The sequence below is a fragment of the Actinoplanes sp. NPDC026623 genome, from assembly GCF_040638275.1.
GTDB lineage: Bacteria > Actinomycetota > Actinomycetes > Mycobacteriales > Micromonosporaceae > Actinoplanes.
Genome location: NZ_JBEZXZ010000009.1, coordinates 23,401 through 44,675, shown reverse-complemented (window position 1 = coordinate 44,675; position 21,275 = coordinate 23,401). Strand labels below are relative to the sequence as shown.

Genomic DNA, 21,275 nt, shown 5'->3' with positions numbered 1-21,275 from the left:
GACGGCCCCCGGCGCTTCGGCGCCGGGGGCCGTTGTCTTTACTACAGGAATGTCTCGCTATGCCATGCTGCTCGCGCCCTCCGCCAACCGTGTGTACGCCGATCAGGCGGGCCGGCTCTCCCGGGCCGAGCTGGCCGCGTTCCGGCCGGTGCTCTCCGGTGACGTCACGGACGTCGACGCCGAGGCGATCGGCGGCGTGGAGTACCTGACCTTCGACGCCGACCTGCTGCCCCGCGACGTCGCCTACCTGTCGAACATGTCGGCTGCCTACGCCCTCTTCGAGCGGGCCGGTGACGACCTGCTGCGCCCGGTCGAGCTCACCCCGCTGGCCCGCTACGACAGCGACCTGATCACCATTCCGAAGTACGCGGGCAAGACCAACGAGCAGTTCACCAAGCTGCTGCTCAACCTCACGCTGCTCGCCTCCGCGTCGGCGAAGCGGATGCTCGACGGCCACCTCGTCGTGGGTGATCCGCTGGCGGGCCGCGGCACCACCCTCAACCAGGCCCTCATGTACGGCTACGACGCCATCGGCGTGGAGATCGACGGCAAGGACGTCGAGGCGTACAAGCTGTTCCTGCAGACCTGGCTCAAGCGCAAGCGCCTCAAGCACACCGCGGAGCTGGTGCCGGTGCGCCGCCAGGGCCGCAAGGCCGCCCGCCGCCTCGAGATCACGATGGCGGCCAGCAAGGAGGACCACAAGGCCGGCGCGGTGCAGCGGCTGATCGTGCTCAACGCGGACACCACCCAGCTGGACGGCCTGATCCGGAACAACACCGTCGACGTGCTGGTCGCGGATCTGCCGTACGGCGTCGCGCACGGCAGCTACGACGACGAGGGCGGCATGTCCCGCCGGCCGCTGGACCTGCTGGAGCGGGCCGTGCCGCAGTGGCTGTCCCTGCTGCGGCCCGGCGGCGCCATCGGGCTGTCCTGGAACACGAAGGTGGCGAAGCGGGAGCTCGCCGAGGACATTCTGATCGCGAACGGCCTCGACCTGGTCGCGCACGAGGAGCTGAGCCACCGGGTCGACCAGGGGATCGAGCGCGACGTCGTGGTGGCCCGGAAATCCGGCTGATCTTCGGGGCCGACGGGCGTACCCTGCTCGCTGATGTATATCGAATCAGCGCTCTTCGACCTGCTCCTGCCCGGCGACTCCCGCTCGCTCAAGCAGAAGCGTTCCTACCTTCGGCCGATCATCGCGATGCTGCGCCGCTACGAGGTCAGCGTCGCCGAGGTCGGCGCGCACGACCTGCACGGGCGCGCCCAGATCGGGGTGGCCGTCGTCGCCGCCGAGGCGCATCAGGCGCGGGCGGTGATCGACACCTGTGAGCACCAGGTGGCCGGCCGCCCGGAGATCGAACTGCTGTCCGTGAGGCGACGACTACACGGCGACGAGGACTGAACGCGCTGGTCTCCCCGGGGGGCGGCGGCGGGCGGCCGGGACGTTCGGCGCGTGGCCGTCATGGGTAGGCTTCAGGCGTTGGGCGGGGTGGTTCACCCGCAGGTACGGATGTCGGAGGTGGGCGATATGTCGGATCCGGCCAAGACGCGTCGGCACGCGGAGCGAATCCGCGAGCTGGTGGCATCGTTGGTGCGCGAGATCAAGGATCCCCGGCTCGGCATGGTGACGATCACCGACGCCCGAATCACGGGAGACCTCCGCGACGCGCACGTTTACTACACCGTGCTCGGTGACCAGACCGAGCAGGCGGCCACCGCGGCGGCGCTGGAGAGTGCCAAGGGCATGCTCCGCACCCGGGTCGGCCACGCGCTGGGCCTGCGGCACTCGCCGAGCCTCACCTTCGTCCTGGACAACGTCCTGGACCACGCCAAGGAGATCGACGATCTGCTGGCCGCGGCCCGGCACCGCGACGAGGAGGTCCAGCGGCTCGCCGCCGGTAAGCAGTACGCCGGCGACCCGGACCCGTACAAGGTCGACGAAGAGGAAGAGGAAGAGGACGACGCCGACGAGCGCGTCGGGGCCCGCGAGGATCAGGGGTGACCGAGGCGGTCGCCGCTTCGGCCACGCCTACCGCAGCCGACTGGTCGGCGGCCGTCTCGACGATCCGCGAGCTGGCCCCGACCGGGCGGGTGCTGCTGATCTGCCACGTAAACCCGGACGGTGACGCGCTGGGCAGCATGCTGGGCTTCGCGCTCGGGCTGCGCCGGCTGGGCGTGACGCGGCTGCAGGCGACGTTCGCGGGCGAGTTCGAGATCCCGGAGCCCTACGCCGGGCTGCCGGGCCTCGACCTGCTGGTGCCCGAGGAACAGGCCTGGCGCGATCCGGACCTGCTGCTGATCTTCGACGTGGCGGCCGAGTCCCGGCTCGGCGGGCTGGTCGACCGGCTGGCGGCGGCCCGGGCCACGGTCGTGCTCGATCACCACGCCTCGAACACCGGCTTCGGCACCGTCAAGCTGGTCGACGGCGCCGCGGCCGCCACCTCCGTGGTCGCCGAGGGGCTGCTCCAGCGCCTCGACGTGCCGCTGGACGTGGAGATCGCGGAGTGCCTCTACGTCGCGCTGGCGACCGACACGGGCTCGTTCCGCTTCGACATGACCACGCCGCAGGTGCACGAGATGGCCGCCCGGCTGATCGCCACCGGGCTGCGGCCGGGGGACATCTCCCGGCGGATCTTCGACAGCCGGCCGTTCGGCGCGATGAAGCTCTTCGCCGACGTGCTGGGGCGCGCGCAACTGGACCCCACGGCGGCGGCCGGGCACGGCATGGTGTGGACGTACGCGACCCTCGAGGACCTGGCGCGGCACGGCCAGCGGCCGTATGTGCTGGACGCGCTCATCGACCCGGTCCGGTGCGTGGCCGAGGTCGACGTCTCGATGGTGGTCAAGGAGCTTGCCGACGGCGTCTGGGCCGTGTCGATGCGCAGCAAGGGCGCGGTCGACGTGAGCGCGGTCGCGGTCGCGCTCGGCGGCGGCGGGCATCGGCTGGCGGCGGGTTTCACCGGTCACGGATCACCGGGCGACGTCGCGGTTGCCGTTCGCGACAAACTAGACAATCATCTCATTTAGAACCTTTACTCACCAAAAGGCCGACCTGCGGGTCGGCCTTTTGTCATTCTTTCGTGTCCCGTAGCGCGGGATGCTTATCGCACTCAGCGAGACTGAACGATAGTTTGATTTAACGGTGATTTGGTTTCTGCACGGGCGCTACCACCGCACGCCGCAGCTGCCTCGAGCCATCCCGGGCGCACCCGCCCGGGCGCGTCGCCCCGTTACCCACCCGGTGATCCCGGGTCGGCCCCTCGCGACGCCTCGCTCGATCGATCAGTGGGTGCCGTGCACCCGTCCCGCCGTGGAAGGACCACCATCATGGCCGCCAAGCCGAAGCCCCAGCAGTCCGACGACGCCCGTGAGCAGGCCCGACGTGCGCTGCAGACGTCGATGGACACGCGTCAGTAGGTAAGTCTCAGGACACATTGCGCTCCTTACGGCAGGGCGGGCATCATGTGAAGTCATGAGCCCGCCCGCCGCAGTAGAGGAGCGCACGGCGACGCGCCGGATCGCCGCGCTCGCCCTGCCGGCCCTGGTCGTGCTCGCCGCCGAGCCGCTGTATGTGCTTGTCGACACGGCGGTGGTCGGTCATCTCGGCCGCTTGCCGCTGGCCGCCGTCGCCGTCGGCGGCACCGTGATGTCGGTCGCCGTCTGGTTCGGCACCCTGATGGCCTACGGCACCACCGGCCGGGCCGCCCGCCGCTTCGGCGCCGGCGACCGGACCGCGGCCGTCGCCGAGGGCGTGCAGGCCTCCTGGCAGGCCCTCGCCACCGGCGCGCTGTTGGTGCTGCTCGCCCAGCTGTTCGCCGACCCGATCACCCGGGCGCTGGCCGGCGATCCCCAGACCGCTGCCGCCGCCGCGGGCTGGCTGCGCATCGCCGTCCTCGGCGCCCCCGGCCTGTTGCTGGCCGCGGCCGGCAACGGCTGGATGCGCGGCGTGCAGGACACCCGCCGCCCACTGATCTTCGTGCTCGGCGCGAACGTGCTCTCCGCGGTGCTCTGCCCGGTGCTCGTCTACTCCGCCGGCTGGGGCCTGACCGGCTCGGCGGTCGCGAACGTGGTGGCGCAGTCGCTCAGCGGCGGCCTGTTCCTCTGGGCCCTGTTCCGGGAACGCGCGCCGCTGCGGCCCAACCCGGTGATCATCGTGCGCCAGCTCGTGCTGGGCCGGGACCTGCTCATCCGCGGCGCGGCATTCCAGGCCTGCTGGCTCTCCGCGACGGCGGTGGCGGCCCGCTTCGGCGTCGCGGCGGTCGGCGCCCACCAGATCGGCCTGCAACTCTGGTTCTTCTGCGCGCTGGCCCTGGACGCGGTGGCGATCGCCGCGCAGTCCCTGGTCGGCGCCGCGCTCGGCGCGGGCGACGAGCGCTCGGCCCGCGCGGTCGCCCGCCGGGTGACCACGGTCGGCGCGGTGGCCGCGACGGCACTCGCCGCGCTGGCGGCGGCGGGCGCGGGCGTGGTGCCGGGCTGGTTCACCAGCGACCAGGCGGTGCTCGACCAGGCGGCGATCGTCTGGCCGTGGTTCGTCGGCATGCTGCCGTTCGCGGGGGTCGTCTACGCGCTGGACGGCGTGCTGATCGGCGCGGGCGACGTGGGATTCCTGCGCACGATGACGCTGTCGGCGGCGCTGTTCGGCTTCCTGCCGGCGATCTGGCTGGCCTACGCGCTGGACCGCGGCCTGGCCGGCGTCTGGTTCGGCCTGGCCCTGTTCATGCTGATCAGACTCGTCTTCATCGTGATCCGCTGGCGCAGCCCCCGCTGGACCGTCCTGGGCGTGACCCGCTGAGTCATCTGTGCCCTCGACCCGTCGTCACGCGCTACAACTAGGGTTAACCGCAACCAGAGTCGCAGTGCCCCGACAACGACTCAAAGGGTGCACTGCCCGTCGAGCGGAGCGAGACCATCAACACAGATGGGCTGATCGTGGTGGACAAGCCGGCCGGGATGACCTCCCACGATGTCGTCGCGCGGGTGCGGCGGCTGGCGAAGACCCGCCGGGTCGGGCACGGTGGCACGCTCGACCCGATGGCCACCGGGGTGCTCATCATCGGCGTCAACCGGGCGACCCGGCTGCTCACCTACGTGATCGGCTCGCAGAAGAGCTACACCGCCACGATCCGGCTCGGCCAGTCCACCGTCACCGACGACGCCGAGGGCGACGTCACCGCGACCGTCTCGGCCGCCGGGGTCACCGACGAGGGGATCCGGGCCGGGCTCGCCGCACAGACCGGCGAGATCGATCAGGTGCCGAGCGCGGTCAGCGCCATCAAGGTCAACGGCCAGCGGGCATACAAGCGGGTCCGCGACGGCGAGGAGGTCGAGCTGGCCGCGCGCCGGGTCACCGTCTCGCGGCTCGACGTGCTCGACATCCGCCGGGCGGGCGACGCCGTCGACGTCGACATCGACGTGACCTGCTCCAGCGGCACCTACATCCGGGCCATCGCCCGGGACCTGGGCCGCACCCTCGGCGTCGGCGGCCACCTCACCGCCCTGCGGCGTACGGCCGTCGGCGGGCTGTCGCTCGCGGAGGCGGCCACGCTGCCGGAGTTGGAGGAGCGCGCCCCCGACGTGATCTCCCTGCCGATGGCCGACGCCGCGCGGCGGGCCTTCCCGCAGCGCGCGGCGGACGCCGAGGAGGCCCGGGTGCTCAGCCACGGCGGGCCGCTCGAGCCGGTCGGCATCGAGGGGCCGTACGCGGTCTTCGACGCCGCCGGCGACGTGCTCGCGATCGTCTCGGAGCGCGACGGCAAGGCCCGCGCCGAGATCGTGCTCGCACCGGCCTAGGCCGTTCAGGGGCCGCGGGGGAGGTGGTCGGCGACGGTTGCCACCAGGTCCGCCGCGGCGTAGGGCTTGTCGAGGAAGCCGTCGCAGCCGGCCGCCAGCGCCGCCGCTCGGTCCTGGGGCAGCACGCTCGCGGTGACCGCGACCACCTTCGGCCGGGGCCGGCCCGGCGTGACCGTGCCCGCCGCGAGTTCGCCGGCCAGGGTCAGGCCGTTGCCGTCCGGCAGGTTCATGTCGAGCAGCACCAGGTCGATGTCCCCGGCGGCGAGTTGTTCGCGCGCGGCGGCGATCGAGGACGCGTCCAGCACCTCGGCGTCGCGGACCGCGGCGATGCCGGCCCGGGAGAGAACCGCCTTGACCAGGGTCCTGTTCAGCTCCTCGTCCTCGACCAGCAGGATGCGCGGATTCTCTGCCGTCACGGAATCTCCCTCTCGTCCTTCACGGCCTTTTCGGCGCCGCTGAGCAGCGGCGCCAGGGTCTCCCAGCCGGCGCCGCCGGCCATCGCGGTCGCCACGACGCCGCCGGCCATCGCCGTCGCGACCAGCGGGCCGGCCTCGCCCGGCGCCGGTGCGGCGCCGGCGGGGGTCAGCCCCAGCACCGGGGTGTGCCGGGTGGCCGGGTCCTGTTCGATGGCGGTCAGCATGCTGAAGCCGTCCACGTCGGGCGACTGCATGTCGCAGACGATCAGGTCGAAGTGGCCCTCGCGGCTCAGCGCCAGCCCGTCGCGGCCGTCGGCGCAGGCGACCACGTCGGCGCCGCCCGCGCGCAGGCCCTGCTCGATCGCCTCGCGGATCCGGTCGTCGTGGTCGACGACCAGCACCCGGGGCGTCGGCCGGCGCGCCATCGCCTTGGCCAGGGCGCCCAGCAGCGCGGCCTGGTCGACCGGCTTCACGAAGTATTCCTGCGCGCCCAGCGCCAGGCCGGCCTGGCGCTCGTCGATGATCGTGACGAAGAAGACCGGGATCGCGGCGAGCCGCGGTTCGGCCTTCAGCCGGCGGATGACCTCGAAGCCGTCGATGCCGGGCAGCGCGACGTCCAGCACGATCGCGTCCGGCGGGTGGGCGCCGGCCGCGGTGAGCCCCGCCTCGCCGGTGCCGGCCACGTCGACGTGGTAGCCCGCGCCGGCCAGTTGGGTGCTGAGCAGCTCCGCCGACTGCGGGTCGTCCTCGACGAGCAGCACGTGTGCGCCCGCCGCCGGCCCCTCCTCGAAGCTGAGGACCGACGCGGCGGGCAGCCGTACGGTGAAGGCACTGCCCTCGCCGGGCGCGGAGAGCAGGGTGATCTCGCCGCCGTGCGCGGTGACCAGCCGCTTGGTCAGCGCCAGCCCGAGGCCGGTGCCGGAACGGTGCCGCTCCGGGTCGCCGACCTGCTGGAACTCCTCGAAGACCCGGTCCCGGTCGGCCTCGGCGATGCCCACCCCGGTGTCGGCGACCGTGAGGTCGACGAGGTCGTCGCCCGCCGGCGCCACCGAGACGAAGATCGACCCGCCCTCCGGCGTGAACTTGATCGCGTTGGAGAGCAGGTTCTCCGCGATCTGCCGGAAGCGCACCCGGTCGGCGAGCACGGTGGCCTCGGGCAGCCTGGTGGTGACCGTGAGGTGCTTGCTGGTCAGCAGCGGCGAGAGCCCGGTCAGCAGTTCGGTGATCGCGGCGTCGACCCGCAGCGGCGCGAGCCGCAGGTCGAGCCGGCCTGCCTCGATCTTGGCCAGGTCCAGGATGTCGTTGATGAGGCCGAGCAGGTGCCGGCCGCTGCTGTGGATGTGGTCGATCCAGTCGGCGGGCACCCGGCGGCGGTCGCCGTCCGGCTCCTCGAGCCGCATGAGGTCGCTGAAGCCGATGATGGCGTTGAGCGGGGTACGAAGCTCGTGGCTCATGTTCGCCAGGAACGAGCTCTTCGCCTGGCTGGCCCGGGTGAGCGCCTCGACGGAGGCGCTCAGCTCGACGGCCATGCGGCGGTGTGCCGAGGTGACGGCCTGCCGTTCCGCGATGATGCCGGCCTGGCCGCCCAGCGCGGCCAGCAGCCGCAGGTCGTCGTCCCGGAACAGGCTGCGGTGCCGGTTGACGAGCAGCACCGCGCCCTCGGCGTCCGGCGGCACCGGCATGCTCAGCACGGTCACGAGGTCGTCGCCATAGTGCCTGACCAGGGCCGCGCCGCCCTCGCGCAGCCGGGCGGGCCGGCCGGCGCGGATGAGCGCGGTGATGTCCTTGGCGCCGAGGGCGTGCGGGGTGGCGATCGGCGGGCCGGAGTAGGCGGCGGGTGCGAGCATGCCGTCGGCGCGCGGCATGAGCACGGTGACCGCGTCGGCGCCGGTCTGCACCCGCATGATCTCGGCGTACGTCTGCCACACCTGCTCGGGGGATTCCACGGGCGTGCGCAGCAGGCGTTCGGTGACCGACTGGGCGGCCGAGGCGGAGAAGGCCCGGCGCAGCCAGCGCGGGGGCAGGAACGCGATCAGGTAGCCGACGGCGCTGACCAGCGCCATCCCCCGGCTCGCGGTTCTGAAGGCGGAGTCGGCGCCGTCGAGCGAGCCGATGCCGAGCAACACGATCGTCGCGCCGAAGGTGAGGGTGGCGAAGGCGGCGGTCATCAGCCGGGCCCGGTTCGCGCCGGAGCGGGTGCGCGCCTTGCCGAAGAGCAGCCAGGCGGCGACGATCTCCGCGGCGACGAAGCCGAGCCAAGCGAGGGCCCACACCTCGAGCGGGCGGGGCCGATCCGCGAACGCCAGCGGCGCGGCGGTGACGACGAAGGTGCCCAGCACGGCCAGGTGCAGCCTCCGGGGCACCTGGCGCAGGCGCGCGGCCAGCCGGACCGTGAGATAGGGCTGGATCAGGACGGCCAGCAGGGCGGCCGCGCCGATCCAGTACGGCAGCACCCCGCCGATGATCCGGCGGGTCACGTCGGCGCAGAACAGCACCATGAACGGCGCGAACACCAGCGTGACGTCGCGCTGCAGCGGGTCCCGGCCGTGCAGGTAACCGCTCAGGGCGCGCACGAAGAGCACGGCGAACATGAACTCGGCCGCGAGCAGGACCAGGGGACTCCAGTCGATGCTCATATCGGGATCAACTGTAGCGTTTCAGGCACGGAAGATGACCGATACGCTTACCCGCGAGATCTGGGGCAGGGGAGGCATACGGAATGCAGCGATGGCGTGGCTACGAGGCGGTGCCGGGCGGTTTCGGCCGGTCGGTGGTGACGATCGGCGTCTTCGACGGCGTGCACCGCGGCCACCAGGCGATCATCGGGCACACCGTGAAGCGGGCCCGCGATCTCGGGCTGCAATCGGTCGTCGTGACCTTCGACCCGCACCCGGCCGAGGTCGTGCGCCCGGGCTCGCACCCGGCCGTGCTGACCGAGCCGGTGCGCAAGGCCGAGCTGATCGAGCAGCTCGGCGTCGACGCGCTCTGCGTGGTGCCGTTCACCCCGGCGTTCTCCCAGCTCAGTGCCGAGGCGTTCGTGCACGACGTGCTGGTCGAGGCGCTGCACGCGGCGGTCGTGGTCGAGGGCGACAACTTCCGCTTCGGGCACCGGGCGGCCGGCGACCTCGCCATGCTCACCACGCTCGGGCGCACCTTCGGCTTCACGGTCGAGCAGGCGAAGCTGGTCGCCGAGCAGGGGCTGGTCTTCTCCTCGACGTACATCCGCAGTTGTGTCGACGCCGGGGACGTCGCGGCCGCGGCCGCCGCGCTCGGCCGGCCGCACCGCCTGGGCGGCGTCATCGTGCGGGGCGATCAGCGCGGGCGCGAGATCGGCTTCCCGACGGCCAACCTCATGTGCCACCGTTACGCCGCCATCCCGGCCGACGGCGTCTACGCGGCCCGGCTGATCCGCGGCGGCCGCGACGGCGGTTCGCTGCCCGCCTCGGTGTCGATCGGGACGAATCCCACGTTCTCCGGCCGCGAGCGCCGGGTCGAGGCCTACGTCCTCGACTTCGAAGGCGACCTGTACGGCGAGCGCGTCAGCCTCGACTTCGTTGCCCACCTGCGCGAACAGCGGGTGTATCCGGGCATCGAGCCGCTGGTCGCGCAGATCCGCGAGGACGTCGAACAGACGCGGAGCGTGCTCGCCCGGCCGGGGGATCTAAGCGGCTGATAAGCTTGGCGGGACGTCGGCTCATCCGACGACCGGACTCGCCTGCCTGCCCGACGCCGCGGGCCGCGAGCTTGGCCCCGCGTTCGGGGCACCGAATTCACCGGCAACACAGAATCACGGAGAACATGGCGCTCGATCAAGAGACCAAGACCAAGATCATGACCGAGTACGCGACCCTCGAGGGCGACACCGGTTCGCCCGAGGTGCAGGTCGCGATGCTCACCAAGCGGATCGCCGACCTGACTGAGCACCTCAAGGCGCACAAGCACGACCACCACAGCCGTCGTGGTCTGCTGCTGCTGGTCGGCCGTCGCCGCCGCCTGCTCAACTACGTCCAGAAGAAGGACATCGCGCGCTACCGGACGCTGATCGAGCGTCTAGGCCTGCGCCGCTGATCTGACGGGGGAGTGGCCGCCTGGCCGCTCCCCCGGAGCTTTACCCACGGACCCGCGCGGCACCAGGCCACGGCCCCGGTCCTCGGTAGTGGTTCCCGAGCACGCCCGAATTTCTTCCAGGCTCTGCTCGGGCACTTCGATCGAAGACCGGCCAGCCCGTTCCGCGCTGTGTGAACCGCCGGGTCCTCGACGAAGGAGTACCGCACCACATGACAGAGCAGAAAGCTCTCGGCACCGAATCCCGCACCGCCGTCATCGACAACGGGTCGTTCGGCACGCGGGAGATCACGTTCTCCACCGGCAAGCTGGCCCGCCAGGCCGCCGGCTCGGTCATCGTCCAGCTGGGCGAGACCACCGTTCTTTCCGCGACCACGGCCGGCAAGCAGCCGAAGGAGCACTTCGACTTCTTCCCGCTGACGGTCGACGTCGAGGAGCGGATGTACGCCGTGGGCCGCATCCCCGGCTCGTTCTTCCGCCGCGAGGGCCGCCCCAGCGAGGACGCGATCCTCACCTGCCGCCTGATCGACCGGCCGCTGCGCCCGTCGTTCACCAAGGGCCTGCGCAACGAGGTCCAGGTCGTCGAGACCGTCCTAGCGCTCGACCCGCAGCACCCCTACGACGTCGTCGCCATGAACGGCGCCTCGATGTCGACCAAGCTCTCCGGCCTGCCGTTCAGCGGCCCGGTCGGCTCGACGCGCGTCGCGCACGTCGAGGGCCAGTGGGTCAACTTCCCCACGCTGGAGGAGCTGGCCCGCGCCACCTTCGACATGATCGTCGCCGGCCGTACGCTGGCCGACGGTGAGGTCGCGATCATGATGGTCGAGGCCGAGGCCACCCCGCACGCGCTGACCCTGATCGCGTCCGGCGCGCCGAAGCCGACCGAAGAGGTCGTCGCCAGCGGCATCGAGGCCGCCAAGTCGGCCATCCGCGAGCTGTGCCGCGCGCAGAGCGAGCTGGCCGATGTCGCCGCGAAGCCGGTGCAGGAGTTCCCGGTCTTCCTGGACTACCAGGACGACGTCTACGCCGCCGTCTCCGAGGCCGCCAAGGGCGAGCTCGTCGAGGCGCTGAAGATCGTCCAGAAGGCGGACCGCGAGGAGGCCCTGGACCGCATCAAGGCCAAGGTCGTCGAGGCCGTCGCTCCGAACTTCGAGGGCCGCGAGAAGGAGATCAGCGCCGCGTTCCGCTCGGTCACCAAGTCCGAGGTGCGCAACCGCGTGCTCCGCGACCAGGTCCGCATGGACGGCCGCGGGCCGCGCGACATCCGGCCGCTGAGCGCCGAGGTCGGCATCCTGCCCCGCGTGCACGGCTCGGCCCTGTTCGAGCGCGGCGAGACCCAGATCCTGGGCGTCACCACGCTGAACATGCTGCGTCTCGAGCAGTCGCTGGACACCCTCGCCCCCGAGAAGTCCAAGCGCTACATGCACAACTACAACTTCCCGCCCTACTCGACCGGTGAGACCGGCCGGGTCGGTTCGCCGAAGCGCCGCGAGATCGGCCACGGCGCGCTCGCCGAGCGGGCCCTGGTGCCGGTGCTGCCGACGCGCGAGGAGTTCCCGTACGCGATCCGTCAGGTCTCCGAGGCGCTCAGCTCCAACGGCTCGACCTCGATGGGCTCGGTCTGCGCCTCGACGCTGGCCCTGCTCGCCGCGGGTGTGCCGCTGAAGGCGCACGTCGCCGGCATCGCGATGGGCCTCATCTCCGACGAGGTCGACGGCAAGACCACGTACGTGACGCTGACCGACATCCTCGGAGCCGAGGACGCGTTCGGTGACATGGACTTCAAGGTCGCGGGCACGCCGGAGTTCGTCACCGCGCTGCAGCTCGACACCAAGCTCGACGGCATCCCGTCGGACGTGCTGGCCGCCGCCCTGCAGCAGGCGCACGAGGCCCGGGCGACGATCCTCGGCGTCATGGACGAGGCCATCAACAGCCCCGCCGAGATGTCCGAGTACGCGCCGCGGGTCACCAGCGTGAAGATCCCGGTCGACAAGATCGGCATGGTCATCGGCCCGAAGGGCCAGACGATCAACGCGATCCAGGACGAGACCGGCGCCGACATCTCGATCGAGGACGACGGCACGATCTACGTCGGCGCGACCAACGGCCCGGCGGCCGAGGCCGCGGTGGAGCGGATCAACGCCATCGCCAACCCGACGATGCCGAAGGCCGGTGACAAGTTCCTCGGCACGGTGGTGAAGACGGCCGCGTTCGGCGCGTTCATCTCGCTGCTGCCCGGCCGCGACGGCCTGCTGCACATCTCCAAGGTGGGCGACGGCAAGCGGGTCGACAGGGTCGAGGACTTCCTCAACGTCGGCGACAAGGTCGAGGTCTCGATCGCGGACATCGACAACCGCGGCAAGATCTACCTGGACAAGGTCCGCCCGGAGGGCGAGGAGGCTCCGGCCGCCCCGGCCGCCGACGCGGCGGACAACGGCGGCCGCCCGCCGCGCGAGGACCGCGGTCCCCGTGGCGAGGGTGGCGGCGAGCCCCGCCGGCGCCGCCAGCGTCCCAGCGGCGACCGCAGCTGATTCACGAATGACAGTGAGTTCCCGCGGGCCGGCCGAGAGGCCGGCCCGCGTTGTCACCCGGACCCTGCAGGACGGCGTGCGCCGTACCGTTCTGCCCAGTGGTCTGCGCATTCTCACCGAGTCGATCCCGACGACCCGCAGCGCCGCGCTCGGCGTGTGGGTGGGGGTCGGCTCCCGCGACGAGACCCCGGCGATGTCGGGCGCCTCGCACTTCCTCGAGCACCTGCTCTTCAAGGGCACCGAGAAGCGCACCGCCCTGCAGATCTCCGCGGAGATCGAGGCCGTCGGCGGCGAGACCAACGCCTTCACCACGAAGGAATACACCTGCTTCTACGCGCGGGTGCTCGACGTCGATCTGCCGCTCGCCGTCGACGTGCTCTGCGACGCCGTCTCCGCCTCGATCATCGACCCGGCGGACGTCGAGACCGAGCGCGGTGTGATCCTCGAAGAGATCGCGATGCACGACGACGAGCCGGGTGACGAGGTGCACGACGTCTTCACCGAGGCGATCTTCGGTGCCGAGACCCCGCTGGGCCGGCTGATCTCGGGCACGGCGGAGACCATCTCCCCGATGACCCGCACCCAGATCAACCGCTTCTACCGCAACCGCTACAAGGCGCCGCAGATCGTCATCGCCGCCGCGGGCAACCTGGAACACGCCAAGGTGGTCAGGCTGATCCGGGCCGGGCTGGCCGGCAGCGCGTTCGCGCAGGGCGAGGCGTCGCCGGCGCCGAAGCGGGGCGCGGGCGGCGGACCCCGGCCGCGGAAGCCGGCCACGATCGTGCGGCACCGCGACACCGAGCAGGCGCACATCGTGCTCGGCTGCGCCGGCATCAACCGGGGCGACGAGCGGCGCTTCGCGCTGGGCGTGCTCAACAACGTGCTCGGCGGCGGCATGTCGAGCCGGCTCTTCCAGGAGATCCGGGAGAAGCGCGGCCTGGCGTACTCGGTCTACTCCTACGGCAGCCAGTACGCCGACGCCGGCCTCTTCGCGGTCTACGCGGGCTGCGCGCCCGGCAAGGCCGAGGAGGTCCTCGCCCTGATCCGCGCCGAGCTTGCGGTGGTCGCGGCCGAGGGCATCACGGCCGACGAACTGGCCCGGGGCCAGGGCATGGTGAAGGGCTCCTACGTCCTGGGCCTGGAGGACACCGGCTCGCGGATGAGCCGGCTGGCCAAGTCGGAGCTGCTGCACGGCGACCTGATGGGCGTCGACGAGCTGCTGACCCGGGTCGACGCGGTCACCCTCGACGAGGTGAACACGCTCGCGGCCGAGCTGCTGTCGAGGCCGATGTCGCTCGCCGTCGTCGGGCCGTTCGACGAGACCGCCTTCGCTTCACAATGACCTCAGCCAACCGCCGCTAACCTGGGACGCCGTGACCATCCTCAGCCCACCGCCCGTACAGCAGATCCCGACGCCGGCCCGCAGCCGGCGCCGGCTCATCGGCATGCTGATCTGGGCGGCGTTGTTCGCGGTCGGCACGTTCTTCATCGGCGTGCCGACCAGCGACCCGCTGATCGCCTTCGGGTGGCTGTGGCTGGCCACCATCGCCTGGCGCAGCGAGCTGCCGTGGCGGCAGCACCTGCTGTTCCTGCGCGACTGGCTGCCGATCTCGCTGCTGCTGGTCGTCTACAACGTCTCCCGTGGTTACGCCGACGACCTGTTCGATCCGCACGTCACCGAGCTGATCCACGCCGACGAGTCGATGTTCGGGTGGCTCACCGGCGGCGAGGTGCCGACGGTCTGGCTCCAGCAGCACCTCTACCAGCCGGAGGTGGTGCAGTGGTGGGAGGTCGCCGTCTCCCTGGTCTACGTCTCGCACTTCCTCGCCGTGCCGACCATCGGCGTGATCCTCTGGGTGCGGCAGCGCGATCAGTGGGGCCGCTTCATGCGGCGCTGGTTCACCCTCAGCGTGGCCGGGCTGATCACCTACTTCCTCTACCCGGCCGCGCCGCCGTGGTGGGCCTCCAAGTACGGCTTCCTGCCCGAGTACGTCGAGCGCATCTCCACCAACGGGTGGAACGCGATCGGGCTGCACAGCGCCGGCAACACCCTCAACGCCCTGCAGGTCGAGGCCTCCAACCCGGTCGCGGCCATGCCGTCGCTGCACACCGCGTACGCGATGATGGCGGTGGCGTTCTTCCTGCCGGTGGTCGCGAAGCGCTGGTGGCCGCTGATGCTGGCATATCCGCTGGCCATGACGTTCACGCTGGTCTACTCCGGCGAGCACTACGTGGCCGACGTGCTGGTCGGCTGGGTCTACGTCGCCGTGGTCTTCCTGGCCGTCGGATTCGCCGAGCGCCGCTGGCAGGCGAGGCGCGCGGTCAGCGCCTCGGCCCCCGAGCCGGTACGTTAAATTGTCGGCGTGACAGACGCAGAACCGATCCGTGTCGGCGTTCTAGGCGCCCGGGGCCGCATGGGCCTCGAGGTGTGCAAGGCCGTCGACGCCGCCGACGACCTGGAACTGGTGGCGATGGTCGACCAGGGCGACTGGTTGTTCAACGCCGCCGACGCGGGCGCGCAGGTGCTCGTCGACTTCACCACCCCCGACGTGGTGATGGACAACCTGCACTGGGCCGTCGAGCAGGGCATCAGCGTGGTCGTCGGCACCAGCGGCTTCACCGAGCAGCGCCTCGAACGAGTCCGCGGCTGGCTGGCGCACAAGCCCGGGGTCGGCGTGCTGATCGCCCCGAACTTCGGCATCGGCGCGGTGCTGATGATGCAGTTCGCGGCGAAGGCGGCCCGCTACTTCGAGTCCGTCGAGATCATCGAGCAGCACCACCCGCGCAAGCTGGACGCGCCGAGCGGCACGGCCACGCACACCGCGCGGCTCATCGGCGCGGCCCGGGCCGAGGCCGGCTGCGACCCGATGCCGGACGCGACCGAGGACGAGGTCGCGGGCGCGCGAGGCGCGGAGGTCGACGGCGTGCGGATCCACTCCGTGCGCGCGTCGGGCCTGGTCGCACACCAGGAGGTCCTCTTCGGTACGCAGGGCGAGACGCTCACGATCCGGCACGACAGCTTGGATCGCGCCTCCTTCATGCCGGGCGTGCTGCTGGGCGTCCGCTCGGTCGGCAGCCGACCGGGCCTCACGATCGGCCTCGACTCGCTCCTCGGCTGATCCTCGGCCGCCGCCCGGGTCACGACACCGTCAGCCAGGGCGGCAGGCCGTCGATCGTGGCGGTTCCGCCGTCCGCAGTGACCTCGACCGGCCGGCCCGCGATTTCCAGGCCCCGGGCACTGAGCCGGCCGAAGGGCGAGCCGGCGAGCGGGCGGAGCCGCACCGTGCCGCCCGGCACGTCGGGTTCCAGGCCGATCGCCGCCCGCAGGATCAGCACCGCGGCCGCCGCCGACCAGGCCTGCGGCCGGCACGCGCCGGGATAGGGCGCCGGGCCGCCCGGCGCCGGGCGGGCGTTCCCGGCGTGCAGCTCGGGCAGCCGGTGATCGAAGGCCTCGGCGGCCGCCAGCAACCCGTCGATCAGCCGTGCCGCCTCGGCCGGGAAACCGGCCCGGGCCAGCCCCGCGGCCACGATCGCGGTGTCGTGCGCCCACACCGAACCGCAGTGGTACGACGCCGGTGAGAAGCCGCCGTCGCCCGCGGACATCGTGCGCAGGCCGTACCCGCCGGACATCGCCGGGCCGCCCAGCGCGGTGGCGACCGCGCGCTCCTCGTCCGCGTTCAGCATGCCGGTGCCGAGCAGGTGGCCGATGTTGCTGGTCAGCGAGTCGACCGGCCGCCTGTCGCGGTCCAGGGCCAGCGCCGGATGGCCTGCGGGAAGCCAGAACCTCGCGCGGAAGCGCTCCGCCAGCGCGGCGGCGTACTCGCGCCACCGCGCGCCGCCGGGGCGCCCGAACGCGTCCAGCAGCGCGGCGCCGTCCAGGGCGGCGCGGTAGGCGTACCCCTGCACCTCGGCCAAGGCGATGGGCGGCTCGGCCACCCGACCGTCGTGGAAGCGGACCGCGTCGGCGGAGTCCTTCCAGCCCTGGTTGGCCAGGCCGTGGCCGCCGGCGTCGAGGTATTCGACGAAGCCGTCGCCGTCCGGGCCGGCCTGCCCGGCCAGCCAGCCGAGCGCGGCGGTGAGGCTCGGCAGCAGCCCGCCGACCTCGTCCTCGGGCAGGCCCCAGCGCCAGGCGTCGTGCAGCAGGCTGATCCAGAGCGGGGTGGCGTCCACGGTCCCGTAGTACGCCGGGGGCAGGCGGGTGCCGGACCCGGCGAGGGTGAACTCCTGGCGGCGCAGCTCGTGCATGATCTTACCGGGCGCCTCGCCGGTCTCCGGGTCCACCCGGGTGCCCTGGCGGCGGGCGAGCACCCGCAGCGTCCCGGCGGCGAGGCGGGTGCCCAGCGGCAGCAGCATCCGGGCCGCCCAGATGCTGTCGCGGCCGAACAGGGTCAGATACCACGGCACCCCGGCGCCGAGGTAGACGTCGTCGCCCTCGGCCAGCCGCAGGGCATTGAGGTCGTCGAGCGAGCGGGCGACCAGCCGGTCCAGGCGGTGGTCGGCGGACCGCACCTCGGCGGCGCTCCAGCAACGGGCGCGGGCGGGCGCGTGCACGACGGCGGCCGGGTCGTCCACGCGTACGGTGAGGTCCAGGGTCGTGTCCGCGCCCGGCTCGAGGGTGACCGCCCAGGCCAGCCGGCCGCGGTCGTCGATCTCGGCCCGGTCGGCGGTGGCCGTGACGGTGATGCCGTCGCGCTCCCAGACCAGGGCGCCGCCCGAGCGGCGGGCGGCCACCGGCGTGCCCCGGCCGCCGGACCTGACCACCTCGATGGGCGCCAGGTCCACCGCTAGATCGACGGTGACCGCGACGGCGACCGGCGCCGAGGCCGGCGGGCCGAGGGTGATCAGTTCGGCGATCCGGCCCGCGGAGACCGTGCGGGTCCGCCGGATCCGTACGGCCCGGCCCGGGCCGGCCATCGAGACGAAGTGGGTGGTCCCGGGCCCGTCGCCGGCGTGGCCGACCGGCTCGGGCTCGCGGCCGTCCACCCGCAGCACGGCGCCGCAGAGCACCCGCGCGTCGGCGTGGAAGACGCCCTGCGCCCCGGCCGCGCGGATCTGCCCGTCCGGGCCGGTCAGCGCGAAGGTGGGCGCGGCGACGCCGACGACCAGGTCGTGCGTCGGCGGCTGCATCGCGGTGCCGGCGTCAGGCCGCCGGCGGCTGGTCGAGGGCGACGTGCAGCCGCAGCTGGGGCACCAGCATGTCGTCGACGTCCAGCGCGCGGGCGGCGCCGTCCGGCTCCCAGCCGGTCGAGAGCAGGAACTTCCGCATCGCCTCGTCCGCGTCGTAGGCCCAGGCCACGGCGGCCTTGAAGCCGTCCTCGCGCCACAGGTCGACGGTCGCGGCGAGCAGCCGGCTGCCGTGCCCGCGCCGCCCCCAGCGCGGCTCGATCAGCAGGTCCGTGATCGCCGCGACGCCGTCGTCGAGCGGGGGCTCCTCGGGCGCCAGCGCCTGCTCGTCGGCCGGGCCGGCGGCGGCGAAGCCGACCACCTGCGACGCCGACTCGCCCTGCTCGACCGCGATGAGCACCCGGTGCCGCGGCGAGGGTGCGGCGGTGATCGCCTCGGCCCAGCCCCGCGCCAGGTAGGCCTCGTCGAGGTTGGCCAGCACATGCGCCGGGAACATCCGCCGGTACGCGGTCCGCCAGGTCGAGAGCTGGATGCGGGCGATCTCTCCGGCGTCCTCGGGACGGGCCGGACGGACGAAGCCGAGTGCCATGCCCGGCAGCCTACAGACGTCCTGTCGTACCCCTCGGCTAGCGTCCTGGCTGTGGCTGTACCCGACACCCTCTCCGTCGCGCAGGCCCGGCGCATCACCTTGGCCGCGCAGGGCTTCGCCGACCCCGCCCCGGGCGGGGCCACCGACGTGCGCCACCTGCGCCGGGTGCTGCGCCGCCTGCACCTGATCCAGATGGATTCGGTCAATGTGCTGCAGCGCGCGCACTTCATGCCGCTCTACAGCCGGCTCGGTCCCTACCCGCCGGCGCTGCTCGAGCGCGCCGCCTACCGCGATCCCCGCGAGCTGTTCGAGTTCTGGGGCCACGAGGCCTCGCTGATCAACGTCGAGCTGCAGCCGCTCTTCCGCTGGCGGATGGCCGACGCGCGCCGCTACGCGTGGGGCCACATCGGACGCGTCGTCGACGAGCAACCCGACCTCGTCGCCTGGGTGCGCGACGAGGTGCGCGACCGGGGCCCGCTGACCGCCGCCGAGATCGAGCAGGACGTGCCCCGCAAAAAGGACAACTGGGGGTGGAACTGGTCGGCCACCAAGATCGCCCTCGAATACCTCTTCTTCAGCGGCGAGGTCACCGCCGCCGACCGCACCACCTCGTTCGCCCGGCGCTACGACCTGACCGAGCGGGTCCTGCCGCGGCGGGTGATCGACGCGCCGACCCCGGACCCGCCGGACGCCTTCCGGGCCCTGGTCGCCCTCGCGGCCCGTACCCTGGGCGTCGCCGCCGAGGTGGAGCTGCGCGACTACTTCCGGCTGCCGGTGGCCGGCTTCAAACAGGCCGTGTCCGAGCTGATCGAGGACCGGGTGCTGCTGCCGGTCACGGTGCGGGGCTGGAAGGGCCCGGCCTACCTGCACCACGAGGCGAGGCTGCCGCGCCGGGTGGGCGCGGCGACGCTGATCAGCCCGTTCGACCCGTTGATCTGGGAGCGCGCCCGCACCGAGCGGCTCTTCGACATGAATTACCGCATCGAGATCTACGTGCCCGCCGCCCAGCGGCAATACGGCTACTACGTGCTCCCGTTCCTGCTCGGCGAGGCCTTCGCCGCCCGGGTCGACCTCAAGGCCGACCGCAAGGCCGGCGTGCTGCGGATCCCGGCCGCGTGGCTCGAGCCCGCCGCCGACGAGCAGGAGACGGCCGCCGCGCTCGCCGCCGAGCTGCGCCGGCTGGCCGGCTGGCTGGGCCTCGACGACATCGCCGCGCCGGAGCGCGGCGACCTCGCCGGCCCGCTCGCGGCAGCGCTGAAGGCCGCGTCCGCGGGTGTACCGTGACGCCCATGAGCACGGTCACGGAGCCCCCGCCGTACCCGCAGTATCAGGAGCCGCAGCAGGACCGGGTGACCCGCTTCATCCAGCGCAGGTGGCGCGATTCGCCGGTCTGGGTCGCCCCGGCCGCGATGCTCGTCTGCATGGCCGGCGCGGTCGGCTACACGCTGGCCACCAGCCCCACCGAGGCGAACGCCGGCGCGGCCCCCACCTGCCTGCTCAAATACACGACCGGCTTCATCTGCCCGGGCTGCGGCGGCACCCGCGCGGCGTGGTATCTGCTGCACGGCGACATCCCGGCGGCCGCCCGGCACCACGCGCTGTTCGTCTTCGCCGTCCCCTTCCTCCTTTACATGTACTTCGCCTGGGCCGGCCGCCGGCTCTTCGGCTGGAAGATCGCGCAGCTCAACCCGAGTCCCGCGGTGATCGGCATCTTCATCGCCGCCTGGGGCGTATTCAGCGTGCTGCGCAACCTGCCCTGGGCGCCCTTCACCGCCCTGTACGTCTGAGCCCCGGGGCTCCCGCACACCGGCGACGGGGAAAGCCCTCCGGGCGTCCGATAAGTTGTCGGTATGACGCACGACCACCCGCGGCCCTTCGGCAGGCTGCTCTCGGCCATGGTGACCCCGTTCAGAGCGGACGGCTCCCTCGATGTCGACGGCGCGGCCAGGCTCGCCACGTGGCTGGTGGATGAGCAGGGCCACGACGCGCTGGTGATCAGCGGGACCGGCGGCGAGTCGCCGACCACCACCGATGCCGAGAAGGAGACCCTGCTCCGCGTCGTCGTCGAGGCCGTCGGCGACCGGGCCCGGATCGTCGCGGGGGTCGGCACCAACAACACCGCACACACCGTCGAGCTGTCGCGCACGGCGGAGAAGGCGGGTGCGCACGGGCTGCTGGTCGTGACGCCGTATTACAACAAGCCGCCGCAGGCGGGCCTGATCAGGCACTTCACGACCGTCGCCGACTCCGTGGGCCTGCCGGTCATGCTCTACGACATTCCGCACCGCTCCGGCGTGCCGATCGCCACCGAGACGCTGGTACGCCTCGCCGAGCACCCCAGCATCGTCGCCGTCAAGGACGCCAAGGGCGACTTCGCCGGGAGCGCCGACGTGCTGCGCCGCACCGATCTCGCGTACTACTCGGGTGAGGACGCCGCCATCCTGCCGCTGCTGTCCATCGGCGCGGTCGGCGTGGTCGGCACCTCGACGCACTTCATCGGCCCGCAGACCAAGGCCATGATCGAGGCCTACGAGCGCGGTGACACCGCCGGGGCGCTCGCGCTGCACCGGCGGCTGCTGCCGCTGTTCACCGGCATCTTCCGGACCCAGGGCACCATCCTCGTGAAGGCCGGCCTGCGCGCACTGGGGCTGCCCGCCGGCCCCGTGCGCTCGCCGCTCGTCGATGCCACCGAGGCCGAAACGAACCAACTGCACGAGGACGCCGCCGCGGCGGGACAGCCCCTCGGCACCAATTAGAGAG

General features: G+C 72.4%; 19 protein-coding genes. 15 read left to right on the top strand and 4 right to left on the bottom strand.

What is annotated here, in order from left to right:
• Positions 1-49 precede the first annotated feature (49 nt).
• The 6 genes from AB0F10_RS04595 (at position 50) to truB (ending at position 5,790) form a co-directional block, all read left to right on the top strand.
• Positions 50-1,075: an SAM-dependent methyltransferase gene (locus AB0F10_RS04595; RefSeq protein WP_360620420.1), complete on the top strand. Its 1,026-nt coding sequence runs from the start codon at positions 50-52 to the stop codon at positions 1,073-1,075.
• A gap of 33 nt (positions 1,076-1,108) precedes the next feature.
• Entirely contained in the window at positions 1,109-1,402 is a 294-nt protein-coding gene (locus AB0F10_RS04590; protein WP_360620419.1) for a DUF503 domain-containing protein, read from the top strand.
• 126 nt (positions 1,403-1,528) lie between these two features.
• Positions 1,529-2,002: a 30S ribosome-binding factor RbfA gene (gene rbfA, locus AB0F10_RS04585; protein WP_360620418.1), complete on the top strand. Its 474-nt coding sequence runs from the start codon at positions 1,529-1,531 to the stop codon at positions 2,000-2,002.
• Positions 1,999-3,027 (top strand): bifunctional oligoribonuclease/PAP phosphatase NrnA, encoded by a 1,029-nt coding sequence (locus AB0F10_RS04580; RefSeq protein ID WP_360620417.1) that lies wholly within the window; start codon positions 1,999-2,001, stop codon positions 3,025-3,027. Before rbfA ends, AB0F10_RS04580 begins: the two co-directional genes overlap by 4 nt.
• A 445-nt stretch (positions 3,028-3,472) precedes the next feature.
• Entirely contained in the window at positions 3,473-4,792 is a 1,320-nt protein-coding gene (locus AB0F10_RS04575) for an MATE family efflux transporter (RefSeq protein WP_360620416.1), read from the top strand.
• Between the two features lie 116 nt (positions 4,793-4,908).
• The gene (gene truB / locus AB0F10_RS04570; protein ID WP_360620466.1) at positions 4,909-5,790 is read left to right on the top strand and encodes a tRNA pseudouridine(55) synthase TruB; all 882 of its coding nucleotides are present in this window, start codon (positions 4,909-4,911) and stop codon (positions 5,788-5,790) included.
• A gap of 5 nt (positions 5,791-5,795) precedes the next feature.
• Here truB and AB0F10_RS04565 read toward each other — a convergent pair whose 3' ends face one another.
• Both AB0F10_RS04565 and AB0F10_RS04560 read right to left on the bottom strand, forming a co-directional pair.
• On the bottom strand, positions 5,796-6,206 hold the full coding sequence (locus AB0F10_RS04565) for a response regulator (protein WP_360620415.1): 411 nt from the start codon (positions 6,204-6,206) through the stop codon (positions 5,796-5,798).
• Positions 6,203-8,842, bottom strand: coding sequence for a response regulator (locus tag AB0F10_RS04560; protein ID WP_360620414.1), 2,640 nt, complete (start codon positions 8,840-8,842; stop codon positions 6,203-6,205). Before AB0F10_RS04560 ends, AB0F10_RS04565 begins: the two co-directional genes overlap by 4 nt.
• An 83-nt stretch (positions 8,843-8,925) precedes the next feature.
• Here AB0F10_RS04560 and AB0F10_RS04555 point away from each other — a divergent pair, with 83 nt between their 5' ends.
• The 6 genes from AB0F10_RS04555 to dapB all read left to right on the top strand — a co-directional run bounded on the left by AB0F10_RS04555 (position 8,926) and on the right by dapB (position 15,921).
• Positions 8,926-9,879, top strand: coding sequence for a bifunctional riboflavin kinase/FAD synthetase (locus AB0F10_RS04555; protein ID WP_360620413.1), 954 nt, complete (start codon positions 8,926-8,928; stop codon positions 9,877-9,879).
• A 125-nt stretch (positions 9,880-10,004) separates the two neighbouring features.
• The gene (rpsO, locus tag AB0F10_RS04550; RefSeq protein WP_360217023.1) at positions 10,005-10,274 is read left to right on the top strand and encodes a 30S ribosomal protein S15; all 270 of its coding nucleotides are present in this window, start codon (positions 10,005-10,007) and stop codon (positions 10,272-10,274) included.
• 209 nt (positions 10,275-10,483) lie between these two features.
• Positions 10,484-12,802, top strand: coding sequence for a polyribonucleotide nucleotidyltransferase (locus AB0F10_RS04545; protein WP_360620412.1), 2,319 nt, complete (start codon positions 10,484-10,486; stop codon positions 12,800-12,802).
• 7 nt (positions 12,803-12,809) lie between these two features.
• Positions 12,810-14,144, top strand: a complete 1,335-nt coding sequence (locus tag AB0F10_RS04540; protein ID WP_360620411.1) for a pitrilysin family protein — start codon at positions 12,810-12,812, stop codon at positions 14,142-14,144.
• A gap of 103 nt (positions 14,145-14,247) precedes the next feature.
• Positions 14,248-15,156 carry a phosphatase PAP2 family protein gene (locus AB0F10_RS04535; protein ID WP_360620465.1) on the top strand — a complete coding sequence of 303 codons (909 nt, stop codon included), beginning with the start codon at positions 14,248-14,250 and terminating at the stop codon, positions 15,154-15,156.
• 9 nt (positions 15,157-15,165) lie between these two features.
• On the top strand, positions 15,166-15,921 hold the full coding sequence (dapB, locus tag AB0F10_RS04530; RefSeq protein WP_360620410.1) for a 4-hydroxy-tetrahydrodipicolinate reductase: 756 nt from the start codon (positions 15,166-15,168) through the stop codon (positions 15,919-15,921).
• Between the two features lie 19 nt (positions 15,922-15,940).
• Here the strand turns inward: dapB and AB0F10_RS04525 are convergent, their stop codons facing one another.
• Together AB0F10_RS04525 and AB0F10_RS04520 are read right to left on the bottom strand one after the other, a co-directional pair.
• On the bottom strand, positions 15,941-17,929 hold the full coding sequence (locus AB0F10_RS04525; protein ID WP_360620409.1) for a glycogen debranching N-terminal domain-containing protein: 1,989 nt from the start codon (positions 17,927-17,929) through the stop codon (positions 15,941-15,943).
• 13 nt (positions 17,930-17,942) lie between these two features.
• Entirely contained in the window at positions 17,943-18,515 is a 573-nt protein-coding gene (locus AB0F10_RS04520; RefSeq protein WP_360620408.1) for a GNAT family N-acetyltransferase, read from the bottom strand.
• A gap of 51 nt (positions 18,516-18,566) precedes the next feature.
• On the opposite strand from AB0F10_RS04520, the gene AB0F10_RS04515 reads away from it, so the two are divergent.
• From AB0F10_RS04515 to dapA, 3 genes are all read left to right on the top strand, one after another.
• Positions 18,567-19,799 (top strand): DNA glycosylase AlkZ-like family protein, encoded by a 1,233-nt coding sequence (locus AB0F10_RS04515; RefSeq protein ID WP_360620407.1) that lies wholly within the window; start codon positions 18,567-18,569, stop codon positions 19,797-19,799.
• Positions 19,800-19,804: 5 nt separating this feature from the next.
• Entirely contained in the window at positions 19,805-20,302 is a 498-nt protein-coding gene (locus tag AB0F10_RS04510; RefSeq protein ID WP_360620406.1) for a DUF2752 domain-containing protein, read from the top strand.
• A gap of 63 nt (positions 20,303-20,365) precedes the next feature.
• Positions 20,366-21,271 (top strand): 4-hydroxy-tetrahydrodipicolinate synthase, encoded by a 906-nt coding sequence (gene dapA / locus AB0F10_RS04505; protein WP_360620405.1) that lies wholly within the window; start codon positions 20,366-20,368, stop codon positions 21,269-21,271.
• Positions 21,272-21,275: the final 4 nt, after the last annotated feature.

Excerpts from the sequence above, each read along its gene's own strand:
- AB0F10_RS04595 (WP_360620420.1), top strand. The coding sequence starts at position 50 with ATGTCTCGCTATGCCATGCTGCTCGCGCCCTCCGCCAACCGTGTGTAC.
- AB0F10_RS04590 (WP_360620419.1), top strand. The coding sequence starts at position 1,109 with ATGTATATCGAATCAGCGCTCTTCGACCTGCTCCTGCCCGGCGACTCC.
- rbfA (WP_360620418.1), top strand. The coding sequence starts at position 1,529 with ATGTCGGATCCGGCCAAGACGCGTCGGCACGCGGAGCGAATCCGCGAG.
- AB0F10_RS04575 (WP_360620416.1), top strand. The coding sequence starts at position 3,473 with ATGAGCCCGCCCGCCGCAGTAGAGGAGCGCACGGCGACGCGCCGGATC.
- AB0F10_RS04560 (WP_360620414.1), bottom strand. The coding sequence starts at position 8,842 with ATGAGCATCGACTGGAGTCCCCTGGTCCTGCTCGCGGCCGAGTTCATG.
- AB0F10_RS04555 (WP_360620413.1), top strand. The coding sequence starts at position 8,926 with ATGCAGCGATGGCGTGGCTACGAGGCGGTGCCGGGCGGTTTCGGCCGG.
- rpsO (WP_360217023.1), top strand. The coding sequence starts at position 10,005 with ATGGCGCTCGATCAAGAGACCAAGACCAAGATCATGACCGAGTACGCG.
- AB0F10_RS04545 (WP_360620412.1), top strand. The coding sequence starts at position 10,484 with ATGACAGAGCAGAAAGCTCTCGGCACCGAATCCCGCACCGCCGTCATC.
- AB0F10_RS04540 (WP_360620411.1), top strand. The coding sequence starts at position 12,810 with ATGACAGTGAGTTCCCGCGGGCCGGCCGAGAGGCCGGCCCGCGTTGTC.
- AB0F10_RS04535 (WP_360620465.1), top strand. The coding sequence starts at position 14,248 with ATGCTGATCTGGGCGGCGTTGTTCGCGGTCGGCACGTTCTTCATCGGC.
- AB0F10_RS04525 (WP_360620409.1), bottom strand. The coding sequence starts at position 17,929 with ATGCAGCCGCCGACGCACGACCTGGTCGTCGGCGTCGCCGCGCCCACC.
- AB0F10_RS04520 (WP_360620408.1), bottom strand. The coding sequence starts at position 18,515 with ATGGCACTCGGCTTCGTCCGTCCGGCCCGTCCCGAGGACGCCGGAGAG.
- AB0F10_RS04510 (WP_360620406.1), top strand. The coding sequence starts at position 19,805 with ATGAGCACGGTCACGGAGCCCCCGCCGTACCCGCAGTATCAGGAGCCG.
- dapA (WP_360620405.1), top strand. The coding sequence starts at position 20,366 with ATGACGCACGACCACCCGCGGCCCTTCGGCAGGCTGCTCTCGGCCATG.